At 32.3% G+C, this 25521-nt stretch carries 23 protein-coding genes and 1 other annotated feature; of the genes, 15 read left to right on the top strand and 8 right to left on the bottom strand.

Annotated features, from left to right (window positions below; genetic code table 11):
* Positions 1 to 11: 11 nt before the first annotated feature.
* The 4 genes from AC5LAX_RS03305 to ilvC form a co-directional block, all read right to left on the bottom strand.
* A complete protein-coding gene (locus tag AC5LAX_RS03305; RefSeq protein ID WP_493263631.1) occupies positions 12 to 869 on the bottom strand; it encodes an MBL fold metallo-hydrolase in 858 nt (285 codons plus the stop codon).
* Between the two features lie 100 nt (positions 870 to 969).
* Positions 970 to 1467, bottom strand: coding sequence for an acetolactate synthase small subunit (gene ilvN / locus AC5LAX_RS03300; RefSeq protein WP_018998641.1), 498 nt, complete (start codon positions 1465 to 1467; stop codon positions 970 to 972).
* Positions 1464 to 3158, bottom strand: a complete 1695-nt coding sequence (gene ilvB, locus AC5LAX_RS03295) for a biosynthetic-type acetolactate synthase large subunit (RefSeq protein WP_117584698.1) — start codon at positions 3156 to 3158, stop codon at positions 1464 to 1466. Before ilvB ends, ilvN begins: the two co-directional genes overlap by 4 nt.
* Positions 3159 to 3249: 91 nt before the next feature.
* Complete coding sequence (gene ilvC, locus AC5LAX_RS03290; protein WP_008537271.1) at positions 3250 to 4260, bottom strand: ketol-acid reductoisomerase; 1011 nt, start codon at positions 4258 to 4260, stop codon at positions 3250 to 3252.
* A 115-nt stretch (positions 4261 to 4375) separates the two neighbouring features.
* Positions 4376 to 4647: a binding site (T-box leader), on the bottom strand.
* Between the two features lie 263 nt (positions 4648 to 4910).
* On the opposite strand from ilvC, the gene AC5LAX_RS03285 reads away from it, so the two are divergent.
* The 15 genes from AC5LAX_RS03285 (at position 4911) to ppk1 (ending at position 20995) form a co-directional block, all read left to right on the top strand.
* Positions 4911 to 5327, top strand: a complete 417-nt coding sequence (locus tag AC5LAX_RS03285; RefSeq protein WP_288909352.1) for a DUF6985 domain-containing protein — start codon at positions 4911 to 4913, stop codon at positions 5325 to 5327.
* A 183-nt stretch (positions 5328 to 5510) separates the two neighbouring features.
* Positions 5511 to 6812 carry a 3-phosphoshikimate 1-carboxyvinyltransferase gene (gene aroA / locus AC5LAX_RS03280; RefSeq protein ID WP_204965161.1) on the top strand — a complete coding sequence of 434 codons (1302 nt, stop codon included), beginning with the start codon at positions 5511 to 5513 and terminating at the stop codon, positions 6810 to 6812.
* A gap of 27 nt (positions 6813 to 6839) precedes the next feature.
* The gene (cmk, locus tag AC5LAX_RS03275; protein ID WP_117976092.1) at positions 6840 to 7505 is read left to right on the top strand and encodes a (d)CMP kinase; all 666 of its coding nucleotides are present in this window, start codon (positions 6840 to 6842) and stop codon (positions 7503 to 7505) included.
* A gap of 39 nt (positions 7506 to 7544) precedes the next feature.
* Positions 7545 to 8126, top strand: coding sequence for a lysophospholipid acyltransferase family protein (locus tag AC5LAX_RS03270; RefSeq protein WP_008537275.1), 582 nt, complete (start codon positions 7545 to 7547; stop codon positions 8124 to 8126).
* A 69-nt stretch (positions 8127 to 8195) separates the two neighbouring features.
* Positions 8196 to 9032 carry a 4-hydroxy-3-methylbut-2-enyl diphosphate reductase gene (ispH, locus tag AC5LAX_RS03265; RefSeq protein ID WP_117584694.1) on the top strand — a complete coding sequence of 279 codons (837 nt, stop codon included), beginning with the start codon at positions 8196 to 8198 and terminating at the stop codon, positions 9030 to 9032.
* Positions 9008 to 10141: a 30S ribosomal protein S1 gene (gene rpsA / locus AC5LAX_RS03260; RefSeq protein ID WP_204921885.1), complete on the top strand. Its 1134-nt coding sequence runs from the start codon at positions 9008 to 9010 to the stop codon at positions 10139 to 10141. Before ispH ends, rpsA begins: the two co-directional genes overlap by 25 nt.
* Before the next feature lie 107 nt (positions 10142 to 10248).
* The gene (locus AC5LAX_RS03255) at positions 10249 to 11622 is read left to right on the top strand and encodes a DUF512 domain-containing protein (protein WP_115151939.1); all 1374 of its coding nucleotides are present in this window, start codon (positions 10249 to 10251) and stop codon (positions 11620 to 11622) included.
* 59 nt (positions 11623 to 11681) lie between these two features.
* Positions 11682 to 13016: a ribosome biogenesis GTPase Der gene (gene der / locus AC5LAX_RS03250; protein ID WP_008537281.1), complete on the top strand. Its 1335-nt coding sequence runs from the start codon at positions 11682 to 11684 to the stop codon at positions 13014 to 13016.
* Positions 13016 to 13615 (top strand): glycerol-3-phosphate 1-O-acyltransferase PlsY, encoded by a 600-nt coding sequence (gene plsY, locus AC5LAX_RS03245; protein ID WP_117584691.1) that lies wholly within the window; start codon positions 13016 to 13018, stop codon positions 13613 to 13615. Before der ends, plsY begins: the two co-directional genes overlap by 1 nt.
* A 105-nt stretch (positions 13616 to 13720) precedes the next feature.
* Entirely contained in the window at positions 13721 to 14167 is a 447-nt protein-coding gene (locus AC5LAX_RS03240; protein ID WP_008537283.1) for an ACT domain-containing protein, read from the top strand.
* Positions 14168 to 14194: 27 nt separating this feature from the next.
* Positions 14195 to 15490, top strand: a complete 1296-nt coding sequence (locus AC5LAX_RS03235) for a homoserine dehydrogenase (protein WP_288909351.1) — start codon at positions 14195 to 14197, stop codon at positions 15488 to 15490.
* 2 nt (positions 15491 to 15492) lie between these two features.
* Positions 15493 to 16407 carry a homoserine kinase gene (thrB, locus tag AC5LAX_RS03230; RefSeq protein ID WP_117976096.1) on the top strand — a complete coding sequence of 305 codons (915 nt, stop codon included), beginning with the start codon at positions 15493 to 15495 and terminating at the stop codon, positions 16405 to 16407.
* Between the two features lie 66 nt (positions 16408 to 16473).
* The gene (locus tag AC5LAX_RS03225; protein ID WP_278849447.1) at positions 16474 to 17706 is read left to right on the top strand and encodes a tRNA nucleotidyltransferase/poly(A) polymerase-related protein; all 1233 of its coding nucleotides are present in this window, start codon (positions 16474 to 16476) and stop codon (positions 17704 to 17706) included.
* Positions 17707 to 17988: 282 nt separating this feature from the next.
* Complete coding sequence (locus AC5LAX_RS03220; protein ID WP_018998653.1) at positions 17989 to 18921, top strand: Ppx/GppA phosphatase family protein; 933 nt, start codon at positions 17989 to 17991, stop codon at positions 18919 to 18921.
* Positions 18914 to 20995, top strand: a complete 2082-nt coding sequence (gene ppk1, locus AC5LAX_RS03215) for a polyphosphate kinase 1 (RefSeq protein WP_278474750.1) — start codon at positions 18914 to 18916, stop codon at positions 20993 to 20995. The genes AC5LAX_RS03220 and ppk1 overlap by 8 nt, the downstream gene beginning before the upstream one ends.
* 58 nt (positions 20996 to 21053) lie before the next feature.
* Here ppk1 and AC5LAX_RS03210 read toward each other — a convergent pair whose 3' ends face one another.
* From AC5LAX_RS03210 to aroC, 4 genes are all read right to left on the bottom strand, one after another.
* Positions 21054 to 22460, bottom strand: a complete 1407-nt coding sequence (locus AC5LAX_RS03210; protein WP_288909350.1) for a carbon starvation CstA family protein — start codon at positions 22458 to 22460, stop codon at positions 21054 to 21056.
* Positions 22461 to 22745: 285 nt separating this feature from the next.
* Positions 22746 to 23828 carry a 3-dehydroquinate synthase gene (aroB, locus tag AC5LAX_RS03205; RefSeq protein ID WP_288909349.1) on the bottom strand — a complete coding sequence of 361 codons (1083 nt, stop codon included), beginning with the start codon at positions 23826 to 23828 and terminating at the stop codon, positions 22746 to 22748.
* Complete coding sequence (locus AC5LAX_RS03200) at positions 23828 to 24346, bottom strand: shikimate kinase (RefSeq protein ID WP_115151930.1); 519 nt, start codon at positions 24344 to 24346, stop codon at positions 23828 to 23830. The genes aroB and AC5LAX_RS03200 overlap by 1 nt, the downstream gene beginning before the upstream one ends.
* 7 nt (positions 24347 to 24353) lie before the next feature.
* Entirely contained in the window at positions 24354 to 25499 is a 1146-nt protein-coding gene (gene aroC / locus AC5LAX_RS03195; protein ID WP_288909348.1) for a chorismate synthase, read from the bottom strand.
* Positions 25500 to 25521 lie beyond the last annotated feature (22 nt).

Raw genomic sequence — 25521 nt, 5'->3', positions numbered from 1 at the left:
CTTGCTTATGCTTACAACAAAAGTTGTATCGAACAAGAAGCCCCCACTTCTAAGCGATAGCGAAAGTGGTGGGAGTACATCACATTAACGCCAACTTCTTGAATATTCATATACTTAGCCATTTGAATTTTTGCTTGAAGGCAAGTACAATGGGCAGGATAAATAATATCGATAGCTTGCTCTTTTAAATAATCAATAGTTTTTCTTAATTTATCATCGACTTTTAATAGATGAAAACCGCCAATAATACTGTGAATTTTTGTATTAGGAAATAAAGATTTACTATATTCGATGATATTACAAATTCCACTATGAGAACAAGCTGTTATGATAACTAATCCGTCTTTGCCTTTATAAACCATAGCACTATCATCAAAATTTAAATCATCTTGCCATTGATTATCTTTAAAAACTTCGCCTACTTTTATGCGTTCGAATGGAAATTTAGTGGGAATTTCACTTAAAAATACAAGACTATCATCAATCCAATACGGCTCTTTTGTAAGTATAGGTTCTAATTTATGTGATAATTCATCAAAAGACATAGATATTCCAATATCTATATTATTTTTTCGTTTAGGATAAAGAATTTGAGGATGGGCTATTAATTTTGTCTTTTCTAGATTATATTTATGTAAAAGACTTTTTAGCCCACCAGTATGGTCGCTATGGCCATGAGATAAAACAATATAATCTAAGTTAGCTAAAGAAATATTCATTTTATTTGCGTTAGTTAAAAAAATGTCTGAATATCCTGTATCAAAAAGAATTTTTTTATTATTTAATTCAATGAAATAACTAAGTGCAGGTTCACCTAAAAAATATTTATCAATAAAAGTATTATTATCTACTAAAACATTTAATATCACAGAAATCACCTCTTTAAATTTAATGAAAATAAAAAGACATTCTCTTCTATATCAAATTTTAAATTAAAATTTATAAAAAAGAATGTCTTTATTTTATATATTACATATTTTTTACAGGAATAGGACCACGTGACATAGTGAGTGTACCAGTTCTAGCTACTTCGATTACTTCATAATCTGCAAGCATTTCACAAAGGGCATCAATTTTTGTATGGTCGCCAGTTAATTCAATAACGAGTGTTTCGCGATTGATATCAACTATTTTTGCACGGAAGATATTTACTATATTTACAATATCATTTCTAGTTATAGGGTCAGCTTTTACTTTTATCATCACAAGTTCGCGGTTGATAGAATCAATATGAGTCAAATTAACGATTTTGATTACATTAATGAGTTTATTGATTTGCTTCATAACTTGTTCTACTTCATTTTCACTATCAGCAGTCAAGACAAAGCTCATTCTAGTAACATGTTCTTCTTCTGTATAGCCTACAGATAAGGTATTGATATTAAATGAACGTCTGCTGATAAGGGAAACAATATGGCTCAATACTCCAGGAGTATCTTCAGCTAATAGTGTTAATTGATATTTCATTGTTCTGCCTCCAATACCATTTGATCAAGTCGTCCACCAGCGGGAACCATAGGGAATACATTTTCTTCATCAGGAATTAATATATCAATAAGACAAGCACCATCACTATTGATGTAATTAGCTAATTGTTCATTGAATGTAGTTTTATTATCAATGCGATAACCATTTACACCCATAGCTTGAGCTAATTTTACTAAATCAGTTTTACCTCTCAATACGGAATGGGAATAATGATGATTGTAGAACATACGTTGCCATTGAGCAACCATGCCAAGCATATGGTTATTGAGTACTACTACTTTTATATCTAAATTATAATCAGCAACAGTAGCAAATTCTTGACAATTCATCATGATACTACCATCACCAGTAAATAAAACTACTTTTTTATCAGGATTTGCAAGTTTAGCGCCAATTGCAGCAGGAAGACCAAATCCCATAGTACCAAGTCCACCAGAAGTGATAAATTTGCGAGATTTTTGTAAATTGTAATATTGTGCTGCCCACATTTGATGTTGACCAACATCTGTTACTACAATAGTGTTTTCATCACAAATTTTACTGATATTAGTGATAATATTTTCAGGCATGATTAAATTTTCATCATCACGATATAATAAAGGATTGAAATGTTTCATTTCAAAGATGTAATCACGCCAAGGTTTATATTGATCTTTTAATTGTGCGCCAATGATAGAAAGTTTAGCTGTGAACAAAGGTAAAGACCAACGTAAATCACCGACAACAGGATAATCTACATGTACATTTTTGTTTATTTCCGCACTATCAATATCAAAATGAGCGATTTTGGCATTAGGGGCAAATTCAGAAACTTTACCAGTAACACGGTCATCAAAACGAGCGCCTAAAGCAATTAATAAATCACATTCCATTACTGCCATATTTGCTGTATAAGTACCATGCATACCTACCATGCCTAAGGATTCTAATTGGTCGCATGGAATAGAGCCTCTACCCATAAGGCTTTCAACAACAGGAATGCCAGTTATTTCAGTTAATTGTTTGATATACGCAGAAGTATTTGAAGAAATAACGCCACCGCCGACAAATAAAACAGGTTTTTCAGCAGTTTTTACAGCTTCGATTAAAGTATCAATATCGTCTGTATTGCCATCTTTTTGTAATTTATATCCACGAAGATTAACTTCTGTAGGATATTCAAAATCTATTTCAGCTTCAAATACATCTTTAGCAATATCAATGACAACAGGGCCAGGTCTACCAGTAGAAGCAATATGGAATGCTTCTTTAAATACTCGTGGTAAATCGCTAACTTTTTTTATTAAGTAATTATGTTTAGTTACAGGTGCTGTAATACCACATACATCGGCTTCTTGGAAAGAATCTTTACCAATTAAATGAGTAGCAACCTGTCCTGTAATACAAACGATAGGAATAGAGTCTATATTAGCTGTCGCAATACCTGTGATTAAATTGGCAGCACCTGGACCAGATGTAGCAAAACATACTCCAACTTTTCCACTAGAACGAGCATAACCGTCAGCAGCATGAATAGCACCTTGTTCATGTTTGGTTAGAATATGAGGAAATTTATTTTGATATAAAGCATCATATAATGTCAAAACAGCACCGCCAGGGTAACCAAAAACAAGATTTACATTTTCTTTTTTCAAACATTCAATAATTGCTTGAGCGCCGTTTATTCGCATGAATTTTTCCTCCTTTATATATGTAATCAAATATTTTGATAAAAAAAGAGATGCTTTGCAGCATCTCTTTTTGCTTTATATATCGCCGCTATTAATTGTTGATAAGTTTATCGGAATCATTCCAGCTATAAAGTTTACGAAGTTCAGCACCAACTTTTTCGCATTCATGTTCAGCTGCACGTTTACGCATAGCAAGGAAATGAGCACAACCAGTTTGGTTATCCATGAGCCAATCTTTAGCAAAAGTACCATCTTGAATATCGGAAAGAATTTTCTTCATAGCTTTTTTAGTATCTTCTGTAATGATTTTTGGACCAGTGATATAATCACCATATTCAGCAGTGTTGGAGATAGAATAACGCATACCAGCAAAACCGCTTTCATAGATAAGGTCAACGATAAGTTTCATTTCATGAATACATTCAAAATATGCATTACGTGGGTCATAACCTGCTTCAACTAATGTTTCAAAACCAGCTTGCATTAAAGCGCAAACACCGCCGCAAAGAACAGCTTGTTCACCAAAGAGGTCAGTTTCTGTTTCAGTTTTGAAAGTTGTTTCAAGAACACCTGCTCTAGAGCAACCAAGTCCATTTGCATAAGCAAGAGCTAAATCTAAAGCGTTGCCTGTAGCATCTTGATATACAGCAACAAGACATGGAGTTCCACGACCTCTTAAATATTCGCTTCTAACTGTATGACCAGGAGCTTTTGGTGCAATCATAGTAACGTCAACATCTTTTGGTGGAACGATTTGATTGAAATGAATAGCAAAACCATGAGCGAACATGAGCATTTTACCAGCTGTTAAATTAGGTTCGATAGATTCTTTATACATTTTTGCTTGTTTTTCATCATTGATAAGAACCATGATAACATCTGCTTGAGCAGCAGCTTCAGCAGCTGTGAAAACATCAAAACCTTGAGCTTCTGCTTTAGCCCAGGATTTACTTCCTTTGTAAAGACCTACAACAACATCTAAACCAGATTCTTTTAAATTTAACGCATGTGCATGACCCTGACTACCATAGCCGATGACAGCAATTTTTTTACCTTTTAATAAGTTAAGATTACAATCTTCTTGATAATAAATTTTTGCCATAATAAAAAATCTCCTTTTGTATCTTTTGTATTAAAAAATACTTTATAAATTTATGCAAACATGCATTAATATAATAAAAAAGTTCATCTCTTAAAAATATATATGAAATATATTTCTAAGGGACGAACTTTTTAAATCCGTGGTACCACCCAAATTTTGCTAATAATAGCAACACTCAGAATACATTTATAATAATTAATTGATAACTAGAATATACAAATGTATTTTCCAATAACGAGGAAAAGCCGTTTTGACTTACTAAGTATAATTACTTTTCAGTCAAAATCCTCCCAGATGATGTTCACTATAACATCACACTGATTTGCACCAACCATCAGCTCTCTGTAGCTTTTTGCTATAAGTTACTTGTCTGTTCATAGGATTTATTATATTTGATTTCATGTTTACAACTTTACGATATGTATACATTAAACTATTCTGTTAAATTTGTCAAGTGTTTTTTATTTATTAACTTTTTCTATTTAACTAAAAGCATGATTATTAAGGTTGTTTGTAAATTGTAAAATTGTAATTAATATTGAATGAATTTTAGTAGTTATTTATATTAAGGTATTTTAAATATGGTAGAATGAAATTAATAAAGCAATATGTAAATTTATTAATTTAAAAATTTGAGGAGAAATTATTTTATGATTTATTGGTCAAATGAAAATGGTGAAGGCAGTTTTCAAAGTAAATTTTTTCAAGATGATGAACATAAGCATAAATTAAGTATTTATATAAATGACGATAAGTTAAAAGAATGTGCTGAAAAATGTGTAGAGTCTTTTAATAATCTCACAGATGGTATGATAGATGAAATTTGCACACAACTTTGGGAAAATGTAAAAGATGAATTTACATTACCAAAGATAAGTGATGTTCGTGAAATCTTGAATTATTGTTGGTTTGAGGCTTTATATGTGGATATGATAAATGATGATGAAGAAATAGCTTATGCTGTCGAAGGTGAAGGCGATTGGGGTACAGAAGTTGGTTTTGTTATAAGAGATAATAAAGTAATTTATGCAGGTGTTGATTATTTAGATTATATAAAAAATGTATGAGAAAAATTTAATGATTAAAAGCATAAATTTAACTATAGATTTTAAAATTTTTATGATAAATATTTTATCTAAGTAATAATTTTAGTAATAAAGATGTAAATATAAAAATTTTTACAATTATCGTGCTATAGTGTTATAATTATGCTTAAAATAATTAAATTTGTTAAAGAAAGGTTTGAAGTTATGGGGGCTTTAAAAGAAATTCAACCGATAAAAACAGGATTAAAAGGAGAAATTTTAATACCTGGAGATAAATCAGTATCACATCGTAGTGTAATGTTTGCTGGTCTTTGTGATAGTGAAGTAAAAATCACTAATTTTTTACATGCAGCAGATTGTATGTCTACTGTAAATTGTATGAGAGCTTTAGGTGTAAAAGTTAAAGAATTAGATGAAAATACTTTGATTGTAAAAGGTAATGGTTTTCATGGACTTCAAGAACCGCAAAGTATAATTGATGCTGGAAATTCAGGCACAACACTTCGTTTAATGATGGGAATATTGGCAGGTCAAAAATTTTTAACTACTTTTACAGGTGATGCTTCACTTAGTCGTCGTCCTATGGGAAGGGTAATTAACCCATTGAGCCAAATGGGGGCTAATATTGTAGGAAGAAAAGAAAATAAATTATTGCCTATAACTGTAATCCCTGCAAAAGAAAGTTTACAAGGTATTGATTATCAAATGCCAATGGCTAGTGCGCAGGTGAAATCTGCTATTTTACTCGCTGGCATGAATGCTGAAGGCAAAACTACAGTAACTGAGCCATATACTTCTAGAGATCATACAGAACGTATGCTTGAAGGTTTTGGTGTAAAATTAGAAAAATCTGGTACAAGCATAACAATTAGTAAAGTGGAAAAAATGACAGCTCCAAAAGAAATTCATGTACCAGGTGATATTTCTTCAGCTGCTTTTTGGCTTGTAGCTGGTTCAATTATCGAAGATAGCGATATTGTTTTAAAAGATGTAGGTATAAATGAAACACGTACAGGAATTATTGATGTATTAAAAGCTATGGGAGCTAATATTGAACTTTTAAATGTTCGCGATGAAGTAGAACCTATTGCTGATATTCGTGTGCGTTATGCTAAATTACATGGTACAAGCTTTGGTGCAGATATCATGCCTAGACTCATTGATGAAATTCCTATTATTACTGTAGCTAGTATGTTTGCAGAAGGTGAAACTATTATCACAGGTGCTGGCGAATTACGTGTAAAAGAAACAGATAGATTGCAAGTTATCACCGATGAATTTAACAAAGTTTGTCCATGCATAAAAGGAACTCAAGATGGCTTAATAATCACTGGCGGTCAAAGAAATAATTTACAAAAAGCTGTATGTAATTCTCATGATGATCATAGAATTGCCATGGCACTTGCAATATTAGGAGCTAGCGGTGTAGGTATTGAAATTGAAAATAGCGAATGTGTAAATATTTCCTATCCAACTTTTTATGAGATATTAACTCGTTTTGAATAATTTACAAATTTTATATAGGTGAGAATGATGAAGAAATCTGTAATTGCTATTGATGGTCCAGCGGGAGCAGGTAAATCTACCATAGCGAAAATGGCAGCTAAAAAATTAAATTATATTTATATTGATACTGGTGCGATGTATAGAGGTGTAGCTTGGCTTGTATTGCAAAAATATCAAGTGCCTGTAAATACAGCACAAGTTTTATCTGTAATTGAAGATATTAATATACGATTGGCGTATAATGATAATGGAAATATGCTCATTTTTGTAAATGAACAAGATGTAAGTACAGCGATTAGAACACCAGAAGTAACAGCTTTAGTATCACAAGTAGCAGCAATTAGTGAAGTTCGTCAAAAAATGGTAGAGCTTCAACGTAAAATGGCACAAGATGGTTCTGTATTGATGGATGGTAGAGATATTGGAACATGTGTACTTCCTAATGCTGATTTAAAAATTTATTTAACAGCTTCTGCTGATGAAAGAGCAAATCGCAGAGCTAAAGAAATGAAAGAAAAAGGCTATGATGTAGATGTAGAAGAAATAAAAAAAGATATTATAGCTAGAGATGAAGCTGATATGCAAAGAGAAGTTTCTCCATTAAAAAAAGCAGACGATGCTATTTTATTAGATACAACAAAAATGACTATTGATGAAGTTTTACAAGAGATTATAAGACTAGCTAATGCTTAAGGCTATTTTTGTGAATTTATAGTTTGAGGATTTTTAATTATGTTATATGGATTACTTAGAATAATATTTACATTTATTTATTCTGTTATTTTTCCTACAACAGTCAAAGGAAAAGAAAATATACCTAAAGAAGGAGCTGTAATTTTAGCTGCTAATCATTTAAGCAACTGGGATCCTCCACTGGTAGGAACATTCATACCTCGTCATTTGGCTTATATGGCTAAAGAAGAGTTGTTTAAAGTGCCGATATTGAAAAATATTTTAGAAAATGTGCATACTTTTCCTGTAAAAAGAGGTGCTTCAGATAGAGCTGCAATAAAAACAGCATTGCAGATGTTAGAAGCAAAAGAGTGTATATGTATGTTTCCTGAAGGTACTAGAAGTAAAGATGGAAAATTACACAAGGGGGCACCAGGGGTAGCACTCATTGCTGCAAAATCAAAAGCAACAGTTATTCCTGTAGCAATACAAGGAACATTTAAATTAAGACCGTTTAGAAAAATAACTTTAATTTATGGAAAACCTATGACTTTTGAAGCAGAAAAAGTGGATAAAGAAAATTTACAAGAATTTACTGAAAAAATAATGCAAGAAATTGCGTCAATGCTAAAAATAAAGTAGAATAAAGATAGCATAGTATGGTATACTATATGGTAAGCTTAGTAATATAATTTTTGATGGTGATAAATTTTGGAAGTAATTTTAGCTGACGATTATGGATTTTGTTATGGTGTAAAAAGAGCAATAAAAACTGCTAAAGATAATATTGATTTATCAAAAAAAGTTTGCACTTTAGGACCAATAATTCATAATCCGCAAATGGTAAAATCATTAGCTGATGAAGGTATCGGAATAGTAGAATCAGTTGATGAAATGGAGAATGGGAAAATAATAATTCGCTCTCATGGTGTAGGTCCAAGCATATATGATGCGATAAAAGCAAAAGGGCTAGAGCTTGCAGATGCTACTTGTCCACATGTTAAGAAAGCTCAAATGTCAGCCAAAGCGCTAGCTGATGAAGGCTTCAAAGTTATTATTATAGGCGAAAAAAATCATCCTGAGGTAAAAAGTATTAAAGAGTGGGCTGGTAAAAATTCATTAGTTATTGGTTCACAAGAAGAAGCTGAAAATATAGCTTTTGTATCTAAATTGGGTATTGTAGCGCAAACAACATTTTCAGCAAAAGCCTTTAGTGAGATTGTTAATATTTTATTAACTAAATCTTATGATATCAGGATTTTAAGAACAATTTGCACAGCCACAGATAAACGTCAGTCTGCTGCGATAAAATTATCTAAAGAAGTAGATATGATGATTGTTGTTGGTGGTCGCAATAGTGCTAATACAACTCGATTAGCGCAATTATGCACCGAGCATTGTGTAACACATCATATAGAAACGGTTGATGAATTACATGATGATTGGTTCAATAATATTAAAAAAATTGGTATTACAGCAGGTGCATCTACACCTGACTGGATTATCAAGGAGGTATATGAAAAGTGCAAGACATGGCAAGCTTATTAGCAGAAGAATCTATGAAGGAATTTAATCCACATGAAGTTATAGAAGGTACTGTGGTTTTAGTTAACCGTGATGAAGCGTATGTTGATATCGGTTATAAAACAGAAATTCCTATCGCCAAAAAAGAATTGGCTTATCCAGAACCAGAAGCTGCTACAGATGTAGTTAAAGTTGGCGACAAAATTAACGTATATGTAGTTGCTTTAGGCGGAGAAAATGGATTAATTCTTTCCAAAACTCGTGCAGACCGTTTAGTTGCATGGGAAAAAGTAGAAAAAGTTAAAGAAGAAAAACAAATCATTGAAGTAGAAATTCTTCAGGTTGTAAAAGGTGGTTTACTCACTACTGCTTTTGGTCTTCGTGGATTTATTCCTGCTTCTCAGATTGCACTTCATTTTGTCAAAGATTTAAATGAATTTGTAGGTCAAAAAGTTGAAGTTGAAATTATGGAAGCAGACCCTAAAAAACAACGCCTCGTTCTTTCTCGTCGTAGCGTTCTTGAAGCACAACGTGAACAAAAACGTGAAGAAGCTTTAGCAAGCATTGTTGAAGGTGAAAAACGTACAGGTGTTGTAAAACGTTTAGTAGATTATGGTGCATTTATTGATATCGGTGGTGTTGATGGACTTGCACATATCTCTGATCTTTCTTGGGATCATATCAAAAATCCAGCAGACGTATTATCCGTTGGTCAAGAAGTAGAAGTTTTAGTAAAAGCTTTTGACCCAGAAACAAAACGTATTTCTTTAAGCATTAAAGATACTGTTCGTGATCCTTGGTTCGATAAAGCAGAAAAATATCCAGTAGGTTCTTATGTAAAAGGCAAAATCGTAAAATTAACAGATTTTGGTGCATTTATGGAAATTGAACCTGGTTTTGATGGTTTAATTCGTATGCGTGAACTTTCTCCAAAACACATTACAAAAGCTTCTGAAGCTGTAAATGTTGGCGATGAAGTTACTGTAAAAGTTATTCATGTAGATATGGATAATAAAAAAGTTGCTCTTAGCATTACAAAAGTGCAACAAGACGCTGAAAAAGCTGAATATCAAGATTTCTTAGCAAAACAAGATAACACAGCTGTTACAATCGGCGACGAAGTAAACGAATAATTATTTAATATTTAAATGCAAAAAGAGTGGTGGAAATCATCACTCTTTTTTTCTGACTTGATAAATTGTATAATTAACATAAAAATAAGATAAAAGAGGTGATTTGATTGGCTAAAGGCGGTATCATATCAGCTATACATCAAGGAAGTTTAGCTGAAGAATTAGAATTAGTACCTGGTGATAAAATAATATCTATAAATGAACAAGAATTGACAGATATTATTGATTTAAGTTTTGCTTTAGCAGATGAAGAAATTGAAATGTTAATAGAACATGAAAATGGAGAGCAAGAAATAATTGCTTTTGAAAAAGATATAGATGAAGAGCTTGGGGCAGAATTTGAATCAGCTGTATTCGGTAAAATTCGCCAATGTGCTAATAATTGTTATTTTTGTTTTGTGGATCAAGTAGCTCCTAATATGCGCGATTCCTTATATATAAAAGATGACGATTATCGTTTATCTTTCCTTTATGGGAATTTTGTTACCATGACGAATATGGGACCTCGTGATTTAGAGAGAATACACAGATTACATTTATCACCATTGTATATTTCTGTGCATACAACTAATCCAAAACTTCGTGGAGAAATGCTCAGAACAAAACGTGGTGAATTAATTATGGAACAATTGGCTAAATTAAATGAGGCTGATGTGGAATATCATACACAAGTGGTATTATGTCCAGGGTTAAATGATGGCGCGGAATTAGATAGAACAATTCAAGATATCATCAGTATGCAGCCATATGCAAAAACTTTAGGTATTGTACCAGTAGGTCTTACTAAATTTAGAGAAAATTGTTATCCACTTAAAACATTTGATGCACAAGGCGCTAAAAAAGTCATCGAACAAGTACGTCATTGGCAAGAAAAAATGCGCAAACAAACAGGTAAAAATTTTATTTATTTAAGTGATGAATTTTATCTGTTAGCTGGTGAACCATTGCCAAAAGCTGAAGAATATGATGGTTTTCCACAGCTTGATAATGGTATAGGTCTTACACGTAATTTCATTGAACAATGGAAAGAAACAGAGATTAATTCCAATAATTATCAAAAACCTTTAAATTTAGATATTATCTGTGGAAAATCAGCAGGAAAAGTGATTAAAAATTTAGTTGATGAATTGAATATAGATAATTTAAATGCTAATGTATTAGCTTTAGAAAATGAATTTTTTGGTCATGAGGTAACTGTTACAGGATTATTGACAGGTCAAGATATTATAAAAAATCTAAAGCAGAATAAAGCTAATAGAGATGGTATTATTATTCCAAGCTGTGCACTTCGTGAAGGTGAAGATATTTTCTTAGATGATTATACTTTAGAGGATATCAAAAAAGCTTTTCCTGATGAAGAAGTTAAAGTTGCCAGCGATGCTATTATGTTAAAGAATTTGTTAGCTGATTGGCATAATATAAAATGTGAACGAAGCAAAGCTATTTATACATGGCAATCAAATGCTAGCTATACAAAATAATGATGACAGTATATAATAAATGAGTTTTGCAAAATAATATTATTGATGAGGTGAAGAATTTGAGTAAACCAATAGTAGCTATTGTAGGACGCCCTAATGTAGGTAAATCTACGTTTTTTAATCAAATAGGTAAAAAGAGAGTATCCATTGTTGAAGATTTTCCAGGTGTTACTAGAGATAGAATTTATATGGACGCTGAATGGTTAAATCATCAATTCACAATGATTGATACTGGCGGGATTGAACTTGAAAATGACGGTGAAGGTAAAATTTTAGCTTCCATGCGTCAACAAGCACGTCTAGCAATTGAAGAAGCTGATGTAATTGTATTTATGGTTGATGGTCGTACAGGAATGACTCATGATGATGAAGAAATAGGTCATATCTTAAGAAATACAAGAAAACCTGTTATTGTCGCTGTAAATAAAATTGACAGTCCAAAACAGCATTTAGATGTATATGAATTTTATAATTTAGGACTTGGCGAGCCAATCGGTATTTCTGCTGCAAATGCTTTGAATGTAGGCGATTTATTAGATGAAATAGTAGCTAATTTCCCTAAAGATTTAGAAGATGATATCGAACATGATGAAATTCGCATTGCCGTTATTGGTAGACCAAATGTAGGTAAATCTTCTTTAGTAAATGCCCTATTAGGTCAAGAACGTGTAATCGTAAGTGATGTAGCAGGAACTACTCGTGATGCTATCGATACAAAATTTGATGATGGCAATACACATTTTACTTTGATTGATACTGCTGGTATGAGACGTAAAGGTAAAATTGATATGCCTATCGAGCGTTATAGCGTAATGCGTTCTCTTCGTGCTGTAGATAGAGCAGATGTAGTTTTAATGGTAATTTCTGCTCCTGAAGGTGTAACAGAACAAGACAAAAAAATTGCAGGTTATGCTCATGAATCTGGTAAAGGCTGTATAATTGTTGTCAATAAATGGGATTTAATTGAAAAAGATGATAAAACTTCTTTGCGTTTTACTGAAGATATTCGTGATGAACTTGGATTTTTACAATATGCACCAGTTTTATACACTTCTGCACTTACAAAACAGCGTGTACATCGCGTAGTTGACCTTGTAAAATATGTAGCTGAACAACAAGCTATGCGTGTACAGACAAGCGTATTAAATCAATTAGTAATGGATGCTGTTTCTATCAATCCACCACCATCTCATAAAGGTAAACAATTAAAAATTTACTTTATGACTCAAGCTGATATTAAACCACCAAAATTCTTGGTATTTGTTAATGACCCAGAATTGATGCATTTTTCCTATTTGCGTTTCTTAGAAAACAAACTAAGAGAAAGTTTTGGTTTTGAAGGAACTCCTCTTAAATTAGTAGTTCGTGGAAGAAAAGAGGAAGATGATGAATAATGGAATTTAATTTTCTTATAGTAATAATCTGTAGTTATGTCATTGGTTCTATTCCAAGTGGCTTGGTTTTAGGAAAAGGAATTTGGCATGTAGATTTACGTGAACATGGTAGTAAAAATATTGGTGCTACTAATGCTTGGCGTACTTTAGGAAAATTTCCTGGATTTGTCATATTTTTAGCTGATTTAATAAAAGGCTTATTAGGCGTGTATCTAGGTATGACTTTAGTTGGTAGCTCTATGGCTATGATTTTAGGTGGTATATTAGCAATAGTAGGTCATTCTGCCTCCATATTTTTAAAATTAAAAGGTGGAAAAGGTGTAGCAACAGGACTTGGTGTATTGATTATGTTGATGCCAAAAGTATCTGTTTGTGTCTTTTTTATTTGGCTTATAATTGTAATGATTAGTAAATATGTATCACTTGCTTCAATCGTTGCAGCAGCTTTTGTACCAATCTTAGCCTATGTTTTTGATATGCCTATGGAGTTTGTCATTTTCGGTATAGTAGCAGCTATATTTGTTATTTACCGCCATAAAACAAATATAGTACGTCTTTTAAATGGAAATGAAAATAAAATAAAAGCAGGTCATAGATAATTTATCTAAAACTTAATAATACCCTTTGCTATTATGGTGATAAAATGATATAATGTCTGCTATAAAAAGAATATTATCCATTGTAAAAGTACGGAGGACTTAATAATGACAAAAAAAGATTCAGGATACTATTTAGTAAAAGAAGATATTTTACCTTCTGCAATCAAAAAAACAATCAAGGTAAAAGAAATGTTACGTCGTCATGATAATATGACTATAAATGATGCCGTTTCTAAAATGGGTTTAAGCCGTAGTGCTTATTATAAATATAAAGACTTTGTTTTACCATTTTATGAAGCAAGTATCAATAAAATTGTTTCTGTTTCTTTTGTTCTTGATAATAAACAGGGAGTACTTTCTAATGTGTTAAATATGATTTCTGAAGATAAAGGAAACGTATTGACTATTAACCAAGGTATTCCTCTTCAAGGAGTAGCAGTAGCAACAATTTCTATTGAAACTAAAAATATGAATATTGACCTTGAAGCATTGCTCGATAAATTGCGTCTTGTGAACGGCGTAAGACGTTTAGAGGTTATTGGTCAAGTTTAAAAGTCTAGTCTTGAGAGAGGGATATTTATGGCAAAGAAGATAAAATTAGGTTTATTAGGTTGTGGCACAGTAGGTACAGGTGTTTTAAAAGTTTTACAAGAAAATTATCATGATATCAGAGCAAAAATTGGCAATGATATCGAAGTGAGCAAAGTTTTAGTTCGCAATTTAAACAAAAAACGTGATTTTAATGGAGATGTTGTTTTTACAGATAATATTGATGATATCTTAAACGATGAAAGCATTGATATTGTTGTAGAATTATTAGGTGGTATACATCCAGCACGTGAATATATGTTAAAAGCTATGGAAAATGGCAAACATGTAGTTACAGCAAATAAAGATGTTTTAGCACAGTTTGGTAAAGATATGTTTGATGCAGCTGAAAAACATGATGTAGATTTTATGTTTGAAGCAAGTGTAGCAGGTGGCATACCGATTATCACTCCATTAAAACAATGTTTAACTGCGAATAAAATCATAGAATTAATTGGTATTGTAAATGGTACAACTAATTACATGTTAACTAAGATGACAGAGCAAGGTATGGATTATGATACTGCATTAGCAAGAGCTCAAGCTAAAGGCTATGCAGAAGCAGATCCTACGGCAGATGTCGCTGGTTTAGATGCCGCTAGAAAAGCAGCAATTTTATCTTCTATTGCATTTAATACACGCGTAAGTTTAGAAGATGTAAAAGTAGAAGGTATTACTAACATTACACCAGAAGATATAACTTACGCTAAAGAATTAGGCTATATTATAAAATTATTGGCTATAGCTAAACATACAGAAGATGGTATAGATGTTCGCGTTCATCCGACATTTATTGATAAGGATCATCCATTGGCTTCTGTTCGCAATGTGTTTAATGCTATATTTATTCATGGTAACGCTGTTGGCGATACTATGTTTTATGGTAAAGGAGCAGGTGAAAGACCAACTGCTTCAGCCGTTTTAGCAGATATTATTGATGTAGCACGTGATATGGGTAAAGACCGTTTTGGTAAAATACGTTGTACTTGTTATGAAGAAAAGAAATTATGCCCACCAGATAAAGTTTTATCAGGATATTATATTCGCTTATTAGTTGAAGATAAACCTGGTGTATTAGGTGCGATTGCTACAGCTTTTGGTGAAAGCAATGTAAGTTTATATTCTGTAATTCAAAAACGCAGAGTAGGGGAATTTTCTGAAATAGTAGCAATTACTCATAATGTAAATAATAATCAAATTGAAGACCTCAAAGTTCGTTTAAATAATTTAGATGTAGTACATGAAATTTCTAATATTATCCGAGTAGTAATGTCTCAGGAGGCTTAATTATGAGTGATTTTGTCAAGGTAAGAGTTCCAGGAACTACAGCAAATTGTGGTCCTGGTTTTGATGTTATGGGTATTGCCTGTAGTATTTATAATGAATTGGAATTAAAACTCTTAGAAGAAAAAAATTTATGTATAGAAATTTATGGAGATGGAGCAACAAATATACCATGTGATGAAAGAAATATGGTATGGCGCTCTATAGAAAAGTTATTAGTTAAAGCTCACTTGGAGAAAAAATATCAAGGGGCACATATAAAAATGACAAATAATGTGCCACTATCACGTGGTCTTGGCAGTAGTGCAACTGCTATAGTAGCGGGATTATTTGCAGCTAATGTATTTTTGAATAATAGATTTTCTATACAGGATATATTTGAGTTAGCTACTGAGATTGAAGGACACCCTGATAATGTAGCACCTGCTTTATTTGGCGGAATAACAGTCAGCACAAAAACTGATTATAAATTAGAATATGTATCTTTTATGCCAAATTTTGATTTAAAAATGGTAGTGGCTATACCTGACTTTTATTTACCAACTAAAAAAGCTAGAGCAGCTTTAAAACAAGAAGTGCCATTAAAAGATGCTATTTTTAACATTGGTCATACAGCTATGATTATTGCAGCTATTTGTCAAGGAAAAATAGAAGCTTTAAAAGGTGCTTTTGCAGATAAATTACATCAACCATATAGAGCAGATTTAATTCCTGGTATGTATGATGTATTTGCAGCAGCAAATTCTAAAGGTGCACTTGGTACAACTATAAGTGGAGCAGGCCCAACACTTATTGCTTATACGATAGAAAATGGTGAAGAAATCGGTAAAGCAATGGTTGAGGCTTTTGCAAAACATAATATTAGCTCTAAATACTTAGTATTAGATATTGATAATAAAGGTGCTATGGTAATAGCATAAATTAAAATAAAACCCAGTAGATATTATATCTAACTGGGTTTTTTTATAAGTAGGTGATTTAAAATTATGAATGAAATAGAATTTTCACAGAAGATAGATGATTTAGGTGGCACTTTATATATTGTAGGTGGATGGGTACGTGATAAAATACGAGGTGTTATTCCTAAGGACAAAGATTTTGTCATTTGTCATGTAAAAGAAGATGATTTTAAGCAAAATTTTTCAAAGGCAAAAAAAGTAGGAAAATCTTTTCCTGTGTATTTAGTAAAAATTGAAGACAAAGAATGTGAAGTAGCTTTTGCCCGTAAAGAGAGAAAAACAGGTATAGGATATACAGGCTTTATTGTAAATTATGATGAAAAAGTAACGATTGAAGAAGATTTATATCGTAGAGATACGACTATGAATAGCATAGCTTACCGTGTACGTGATGGAAAAATAATTGATCCATATAAAGGACGAGAAGATATTGAAAAAAGATATATCAAAGCAGTATCACATCATTTTAAAGAGGACCCTGTAAGAGCGCTTCGAGCTGCGCGTCAGGCTTGTGAATTGAATTTTAAAATCAATGAAGATACTGTAAATTTGATGCGAGCATGTAGAGAGGAAATAAAATCAGAGCCACAAGAACGCATTTTTAATGAATTACAACGTGCATTAAAAACAAAGAAACCATCAATATTTTTCCGCAGTCTAGTGAAAGCGGATTTATTGGAAATCTTATTTCCTGAAATTTATGCATTGATAGGGAAAACTCAACCTGTAGCATTTCATCCAGAAGGTGATGCGTTTGAGCATACTATGGAGATTGTGGATTTAGTTGCTGATATGACTGATGATGTCGCAGTGCGTTTTGCAGGTCTTGTGCATGATTTGGGCAAAGGTGTAACGCCAAAAGAAATGTTACCTCATCATTATGGACATGAAGAAAAAGGTTTAGCAGTATTAAAAGCATGGAATAAACGCATGACGCTTCCTAAAAAATGGTTGCAAGGTGGATTATTTGTCATCAAAGAACATATGCGAGCAGCTAGACTAGGAAAAGTAGGAAAAATTGTCGATTTTTTATTGACGGTAGAGAAAAATCCTTTAGGTTTTGCTGGTTTTAATTGTGTGATTTTGGCAGATAGTAAATCATTACCCTATTATTTAGCAGATTATCATAGTTATCTCCAAAAAATTCATAGTGTATCTATGAAAAATTGTCCAGCGAATTTAAAAGGCAAAGCTATTGGTGATTGGATAAGAAATGAGCAAATTAAATTATTTAAGCAGAATATAGAAGTAGAAGCTTAGAAAATTTTACAAAGATTTAACATTTCTCATATTTAATTTTCTTATTTTTATACTATAATATTATTAAAGGTGAAATTAATCTATTATTGAAGTAGATAATAAATAAAATTTATAAATACAGCATTCTAAGTTGTGAAACGAAGAATGCTATTATTTTTGTCTATTTTAGTAAAAAGATTGTATTTTGTAATATTTTTGTAAAATAGTGAAGGAAAAACGAGGGGATATATAGAATTTAGCATAAAAAAATATTATACTTAAAACAGAGTAGGAGGGATTTAGATGTATGGTATTGTAGATATTGGTTCAAATACAATGCGTCTTGTTATTTATAAAGTAGAAGGTGGTAAACCAAGAGTACTTTTAAATAAAAAAGAAATGGCAGAATTAGCATCATTTATTCAAGATGGTATGATGGTAGCAGACGGTATCAATAGAGCTTGCTATATCTTGGATAGTTTTAATTTATTAGCTAAAGATTTAGGTGTAAATAATTTACATGTTTTTGCTACTGCATCTTTAAGAAATATTTCTAATAGCCAAGCAGCAGTTAGTGAAATTGAAGATAGAACAGGATTAGCTATTAATTTATTAAGTGGTGCTCAAGAAGCTGAATATGATTTTGTTGGTGCAGCTAGAACTATTGATTTAAAAAGTGGTTTATTAGTAGATATTGGTGGCGGTAGTACAGAATTAGTTATGTATAATAATATGCAAATACAAAATTCTATAAGCTTACCAATCGGTTCTTTAAGCATGTATACAAAATTTGTAAAACATTTATTCCCAACAAAAAAAGAACGCAAAAAAATTGAAGAATGCGTAAGAGAAATGATAGTTCGTTACGATGTAGACCAATGGGGCGATTGTCCATATGTTTGCGGTGTAGGTGGAACTATTCGTAATGTAGATAGATTAAATAGTTATTTTTATGATTTAAGTAAAAATAATCGTTTTGTCATTGCTGACAATTTAAATTGGATGGTTAAAAAACTAGAAAATCGTGAAAATAAAAAATTAGTACCTCGTGAAACTTTAGAAATATTATTAAAAGTCGTACCTGAACGTGTGCGTACAATTATGCCAGGTATGATAATCTTAAATACTATTGTTAAATATTTTAATGTACAAAGCATTTATGTAAGTCGTGCAGGTGTACGTGAAGGATATTTATATAAGCAAGTATTAACTAAAGAGGGAGAACAGAATGCATAAAAAGATAGATACATCATATACACAAAATAGAGAATTATCATGGCTTCGTTTTGATGATAGAGTATTAGAAGAAGCTATAGATGAAAATGTGCCTCTATATGAAAGACTAAAATTTATAGCAATTTATGCTAGTAACTTAGATGAATTTTATCGAGTACGCGTGGGCAGTCTATGTGAAATGGCTTCTGTGGATACAAATGGTTTTGATAATAAAAGTTTTATGACACCAAGTCAGCAGTTAGATAAAATCTTTGTAGCTACAAAACAATTAAATCAAAAAGCTGATAAAATTTTTGCAACTGTAGAAAAACAGCTTAAAACATACGGCATCGAACGTAAAAAAGTAAAATCTTTAAATCAAAAAGATAAATCTTATGTTAAAGCATATTTTGACAATCAAATTAGCCCATTCTTATCTCCACAAATTATAAATGTAAGACATCCATTTCCTCATTTATTAAATAAAGCGTTATATGTAGGTATAATTTTAACACGCAAAAAGAAAAAGGTTTTTGGAATTATTCCAGTACCTAGCAATTTACCTAAAATCGTATATATACCAAATAAATCTAAAATTCGCTATGTGATGACAGAAGATATCATAGCTACATATGCTGATAAAATTTTTGATGGCTATGAAGTAGAAAATACAGCAATTTTATCTGTTACTAGAAGTGCAGATATTAGTTTAGATGATGAGCGATTAGATTTAGGAGAGGATTTCTTAGAACATGCACGTGAAGTTTTATTGAAAAGACAAAGACTTGCGCCTGTTCGTTTAGAGATAGAAGGCAATATAGATTCAACAATGATGAAATATGCCACAGAACAATTTAAAATCACATCAAAACAAATTTTTATCTATAAATCTCCTATCAATAAATCTTATATTTTCAGCTTAGGTAGTAAATTTAATGAAGAACAGAAAAATAGCTTGATGTATCCACCATTTGAACCATCTCATATTTGTTGTGTTCCTGAAAATGCTAGTGTGATGGATTATGTGGCAAATAATGATGTAATGTTACAATATCCATATCAAAGCTTTGATATTTTCTTGAAATTCATTAAAGAAGCTGTAACAGACGAAAAAGTATTTGCTATAAAGATTACTTTATACCGTGTAGGAAGTCATAGAGCTCAATTGATGAATTATTTATCAATGGCAGCTAAAATGGGTAAAGATGTAACTGTTTTGATGGAACTTAGAGCTCGTTTTGATGAAGAAAATAATATAAACTGGGCAGAATTTTTACAAGATGCTGGCTGTAAAGTTATTTATGGTATGGAAGGTTATAAAGTTCATTCCAAAATTTGCTTAGTTATGAAACAAGATAAAACAGGCATAAAATACTTTACACAAATAGGTACAGGTAACTATAATGCTTCTACATCTTCTTTATATACAGATATTTCTTTGATAACTAGCAATGAAGACATAGGTAAAGATGCTGTAGAATTTTTCCAGAATATGGGTATTGATAATCTCTATGGAGAATATAAAAATCTATTAGTAGCACCTGTTAGTCTAAAAAATACTTTATTAGATTTAATTAAAGAAGAAATTGAAAAAGCTAAAGCTGGAGAAGAAACAAGCATTTTCTTAAAAATGAATTCTTTGACAGATAGACAGTTAATAGATGCATTAAAAGAAGCTTCTCAAGCTGGCGTTAAGATAAAAATGATTATTCGTGGTATTTGCTGTATTTTACCAGGAATAGAAGGAAAAACAGATAATATTGAAGTTATAAGTGTAGTAGGTAGATTTTTAGAGCATTCTCGTATTTTCTGCTTCGGTACAGGCGAAAATATGAAAATGTATATAGCTTCTGCTGACTGGATGACTAGAAATACAGAAAATCGTGTAGAAATAGCTGCACCAATTTATGACCAAAAAATAAAAAATAGCATTTATGATACTTTACGCATAATGTGGAAAGATAATCTTAAAGCTAGAATTTTATGTAGCGATGGAACATATAAAAAGCCTGAAATAAAAGAAGGCGATGAATTGATCGATTGCCAAAATTATTTGCGTCATGAATATAAAGTTGGACGAAAAATAAAACTTTAAGCTAAAATAAAACCTCCACTATTGAAAAACAATAGTGGAGGTTTTTTATATTTCAATTTTATTTTTTGAAAATAGTAGATTTGAAATAAACTATAGCCCAAAAGATAGTGATGATGACACCAGCAGGATAAGTAATGCTAGTTGGTAAACCAAAACCTTCAGGAGCTTGGAGGATATAAGTGAAAGTAACCATAGTCATAAAAATGGCAGGAATTACAGCGATATAATGTTGCCAACCACCTTTATTTTGTTTCCAAAGATACATTGCACCTGCCCAAAGAGCAATCATAGCTAATGTTTGGTTTGCCCAAGAGAAATAACGCCAAATGATATCAAAATTCATTTGAGATAAGATGCCACCGATACCAAGAAGTGGAATAGATAAAGCTAAACGTTTTGTATAAGAAACTTGATCGATTTTGAACCAATCAGAAAGTGTATAACGAGCGCTTCTGAATGCAGTATCACCAGAAGTGATAGGACAAGCGATAACACCAATCATAGCTAAAATACCACCGACAGTACCTAATGTACCAAAGGATACATCATAAACAACGCCACCAGGACCTGCACTAGCGATAGCAGCAGCTAATCCACCAGTTGTTTCATAGAAAGCGATACCAGCAGATGCCCAGATAAGAGCGATAATACCTTCAGCTACCATAGCACCATAGAAAACAACGCGACCATTTTTTTCTTCTTTCATGCAACGAGCCATAAGTGGAGATTGTGTAGCATGGAAACCAGATGTAGCACCGCAAGCAACAGTGATAAACATTAATGGCCAAATAGGTAAATCTTTTGGATGAAGATTTTGAAGTGTCATTTCTGGCATTTGCCAGCCACCGAGGATAATACCACTAGAAACACCAACTGCCATGATAATTAGGCAAGCACCAAAAAGTGGATAAATTTTACCAATGATTTTATCGATAGGTAATAAAGTAGCTAAGAAATAATAAATGAGTACAACTACTAACCAAAAAGTAACATCTAAAGAATCAGGAGTGAGTTTGGCAAGAAGTAATGCAGGACCTGTCATAAATACAGTACCTACTAAGACTAAAAGGATAACGGAGAAAATACGCATTACAGTTTTCATAGTATCGCCAAGATAGATACCTACGATTTCTGAAATACTTTCACCATTATGACGAAGGGAAATCATACCAGAGAGATAATCGTGAACGGCACCAGAGAAAATAGTCCCAATTACAATCCAAAAATAAACAACTGGACCCCAGAGAGCACCTGCAATGGCACCAAAAATTGGACCAAGACCTGCAATGTTTAATAATTGAATCATAAAAACTTTCCATGTTGGAAGTGGTATGTAATCTACACCGTCGTTATGGGTTATGGCAGGAGTAGGTTTTTGTGAAGGAGCAAAAACTTTTTCTACAAAACGACCATAAATCATGAAACCTACAATAAGAGCGATTAAACTAATAAAAAAAGTAATCATATGAGAATACACCTTCTTTAGGAATTTATAAAATTTTAAGATAGCTCCGGAACTATGCTTAATAAACTAAATAAATCAATACTTTGTTAAAAAAATAACTTGCATTCATTTATTAAAATATTAATATTATTTATTGTACAAATAAATTTATAATACTTTTGTGTAACTTTGTCAAGTATTTTTACAATTTTTTAAAAATTTAAATTAGAATTTAAAATTAAAACGAGTATTTCATTCAAATTTGAAAAAAATACTCGTTTTGTTAAAGCATTATTTATAAAGTTTTTACAGTATTTCTAAAATAGTTTCCTTGACTAATTTTTCAGGAACATCTTTTTTTATACATACTTTGCCGATATCTTCTAATAAAACCCAATTAACTTTACCGTTAACAGTTTTTTTGTCATGGAAAATATCTTGATAAATTTTTTGAGCATTACAATTTTTAGCTTTAAGTGGCAAGTTCATATTTGCAAGTAATTGACACATTTTATCAACTACATCTTGAGATATTAAGCCTAATTTAAAACTTAATTTACTAGCGCCAACCATGCCGATAGCTACTGCTTCTCCATGATTATAAACGGCATAATTAGTTTCTTTTTCAATAGCATGACCTAAAGTATGACCAAAGTTTAAGATGGCACGAAGACCAGCTTCACATTCATCTTTAGATACTACATCTGCTTTTATTTCACAAGAGCGTGCAATGATATGAATTAAGGCTTCTGGCTTCAATTGAAGAATTTCTTGTTGGTGCTCGGTTAAATAAGTATAAAAATCATGGTCATAGATAAAGCCATATTTAATGACTTCGCCTAAGCCTGTGGAAATCTCCCTAGTAGGTAAAGTTTTCATCATTTCTAAATCCATGAAAACGGCTTGTGGCTGATAAAAAGCACCAATGAGATTTTTGCCTAGAGCATGATTTACAGCGACTTTGCCACCAACACTAGAGTCAACTTGTGCAAGTAAGCTAGTTGGCATTTGGATGAAAGGCACACCACGCATGAAGGTAGCGGCAATAAAACCAGCTAAATCACCAACGACACCACCACCTAGAGCAATGATAGGAGATTTGCGGTCAAGACCATGTTCAATTGCTTGTGTATACAGTGTTTCTGCAACAGGTAAAGATTTAGATTGTTCACCAGCTGGAATGATGGCAATTTTGGCATTAAAACCAGCTTTAGTGAGTAAATCTTTGACACTGTCTGCGTATAGTGGAGCAATATTTGTATCAGTGATGATTAAAGCTTTTTGAGAATATTTTTGTGCTTTAAAAAAATCAATGATAGTTGTTTCTAGATTATGACCAATATAGATATTATAAGATTTTTCATTGAGATTTACGGAAACAATGCGCATTATTTCACACCCTTTAAGTATTTCATAATGATTTCGACATTTTGCAGTGGTGTTGTATCATCTGTTTTTATGATTAAATCAGCTTTTTTGTAAAATGGAGCACGTTTAGCCATAAGTTCAATAATAGTTTTTAAACGTTCTTCATTACTTTTTTTGGCAAGTAGAGGACGTTTATCATTTCCAGTGCGTTTTAAAATAGTATGTGGCATAGCTGTCAGCGCTATAACGATACCATTTTTGCGAAGCTCTTGCATATCAGTTTCTTTAGTAGCAACGCCACCGCCTGTAGAAATTACTTGATGACTTTTTTGTGCTAATTTTTGGATAGTAGCTGTTTCACGTTGGCGAAATACTGCTTCGCCTTCTTTAGCAAACATATCTTTTATTTTTGTTTTGTATTCTTGTTCGATAGCTGTATCTGTATCTACAAAACTATAACCTAAACGATAAGCTAATAATTTACCTGTAATAGATTTTCCACTGCCCATAAATCCTATAAGTACAATATTAGATTTCATTTTAATCCTATCCTTTTATTCTTTCGTTATAAGCTTGTAAATTTTGAAGGACATCAACCATGCAATCACTGCCGAATTTGTCAATCATAGCTTTAGTGATAGCAAGTGCAACCATAGCTTCGCCAACTACGGAAGCTGCTTGAACAGCACAAACATCACTGCGTTCTTTACAAGCTAAAACTTCTTGTTTACTTTCAATATCAATGGAGTGAAGTGGTGTCATAAGTGTAGGAATAGGTTTCATACAAGCACGAACAATAATAGGCTCGCCATTACTCATACCACCTTCAATACCACCTGCATGATTTGTTTTACGATAAACTGTTTTATCTTCATTGTAGAACATTTCATCATGTAATTGACTGCCTGGGTGATTTGCATAATCAAAACCATCGCCGATTTCAACGCCTTTGATAGCTTGAATGGACATCATAGCTCCAGCAAGTTGCATATCGAGGCGTTTATCCCATTGAATATGACTGCCTACGCCGATTGGCATATTTTGGACTACAACTTCAAAAGTTCCGCCTAAAGTATCACCTGCTTGACCAGCATCGCGAATTGCTTCGCGCATTTTAGCTTCTGCTTGAGCATCGTTGCAGTTTAAATCGCTATCATTAGGTTGTAAATTAGCATAATCAATATTATCTGTATTAGCTTTTACACCACCGATATTGATTACATGAGATACGATTTTTATACTACAAGCTTCTAAAAATTGACGAGCAACAGCTCCAGCAGCTACGCGTGCAGCTGTTTCCCTAGCACTAGAGCGTTCTAAAATGTCGCGGATATCTTCACGATTATATTTTTTGATACCAACATAATCTGCATGACCTGGGCGAGCAGCTGTAACTTTAGTCCATGTAGGTGTACCCATCACAGACATGCGGTCAGTCCAGTTTTCCCAGTCTTTATTCACTACACGCAAAGTAATAGGGTCGCCCATTGTTTCGCCAAAACGTACACCAGATAAGATATCTACTTTATCTGTTTCTATAGACATACGACCACCACGACCATAGCCTTTTTGACGGCGTGCCATTTGTCTATTTATTTCATCAAGATTTATTTTAAGACCAGCGGGAATTCCTTCAACTAATGCTGTTAAGCATTGTCCATGAGATTCGCCAGCAGTTAAAAATCTAAACATTATGTTCAACCCCTTATATTTT

Source organism: Megamonas sp., from assembly GCF_986095205.1.
The sequence above is the reverse complement of the archived record's forward strand: the minus strand, read 5'-3'. Positions and strand labels throughout refer to the sequence as shown.

Coding starts and splice junctions, on each gene's coding strand:
- ilvN (WP_018998641.1), bottom strand. CDS start 1,467: ATGAAATATCAATTAACACTATTAGCTGAAGATACTCCTGGAGTATTG.
- ilvB (WP_117584698.1), bottom strand. CDS start 3,158: ATGCGAATAAACGGCGCTCAAGCAATTATTGAATGTTTGAAAAAAGAA.
- ilvC (WP_008537271.1), bottom strand. CDS start 4,260: ATGGCAAAAATTTATTATCAAGAAGATTGTAATCTTAACTTATTAAAA.
- AC5LAX_RS03285 (WP_288909352.1), top strand. CDS start 4,911: ATGATTTATTGGTCAAATGAAAATGGTGAAGGCAGTTTTCAAAGTAAA.
- aroA (WP_204965161.1), top strand. CDS start 5,511: ATGGGGGCTTTAAAAGAAATTCAACCGATAAAAACAGGATTAAAAGGA.
- cmk (WP_117976092.1), top strand. CDS start 6,840: ATGAAGAAATCTGTAATTGCTATTGATGGTCCAGCGGGAGCAGGTAAA.
- AC5LAX_RS03270 (WP_008537275.1), top strand. CDS start 7,545: ATGTTATATGGATTACTTAGAATAATATTTACATTTATTTATTCTGTT.
- plsY (WP_117584691.1), top strand. CDS start 13,016: ATGGAATTTAATTTTCTTATAGTAATAATCTGTAGTTATGTCATTGGT.
- AC5LAX_RS03240 (WP_008537283.1), top strand. CDS start 13,721: ATGACAAAAAAAGATTCAGGATACTATTTAGTAAAAGAAGATATTTTA.
- AC5LAX_RS03235 (WP_288909351.1), top strand. CDS start 14,195: ATGGCAAAGAAGATAAAATTAGGTTTATTAGGTTGTGGCACAGTAGGT.
- thrB (WP_117976096.1), top strand. CDS start 15,493: ATGAGTGATTTTGTCAAGGTAAGAGTTCCAGGAACTACAGCAAATTGT.
- AC5LAX_RS03225 (WP_278849447.1), top strand. CDS start 16,474: ATGAATGAAATAGAATTTTCACAGAAGATAGATGATTTAGGTGGCACT.
- AC5LAX_RS03220 (WP_018998653.1), top strand. CDS start 17,989: ATGTATGGTATTGTAGATATTGGTTCAAATACAATGCGTCTTGTTATT.
- ppk1 (WP_278474750.1), top strand. CDS start 18,914: ATGCATAAAAAGATAGATACATCATATACACAAAATAGAGAATTATCA.
- AC5LAX_RS03210 (WP_288909350.1), bottom strand. CDS start 22,460: ATGATTACTTTTTTTATTAGTTTAATCGCTCTTATTGTAGGTTTCATG.
- aroB (WP_288909349.1), bottom strand. CDS start 23,828: ATGCGCATTGTTTCCGTAAATCTCAATGAAAAATCTTATAATATCTAT.
- AC5LAX_RS03200 (WP_115151930.1), bottom strand. CDS start 24,346: ATGAAATCTAATATTGTACTTATAGGATTTATGGGCAGTGGAAAATCT.
- aroC (WP_288909348.1), bottom strand. CDS start 25,499: ATGTTTAGATTTTTAACTGCTGGCGAATCTCATGGACAATGCTTAACA.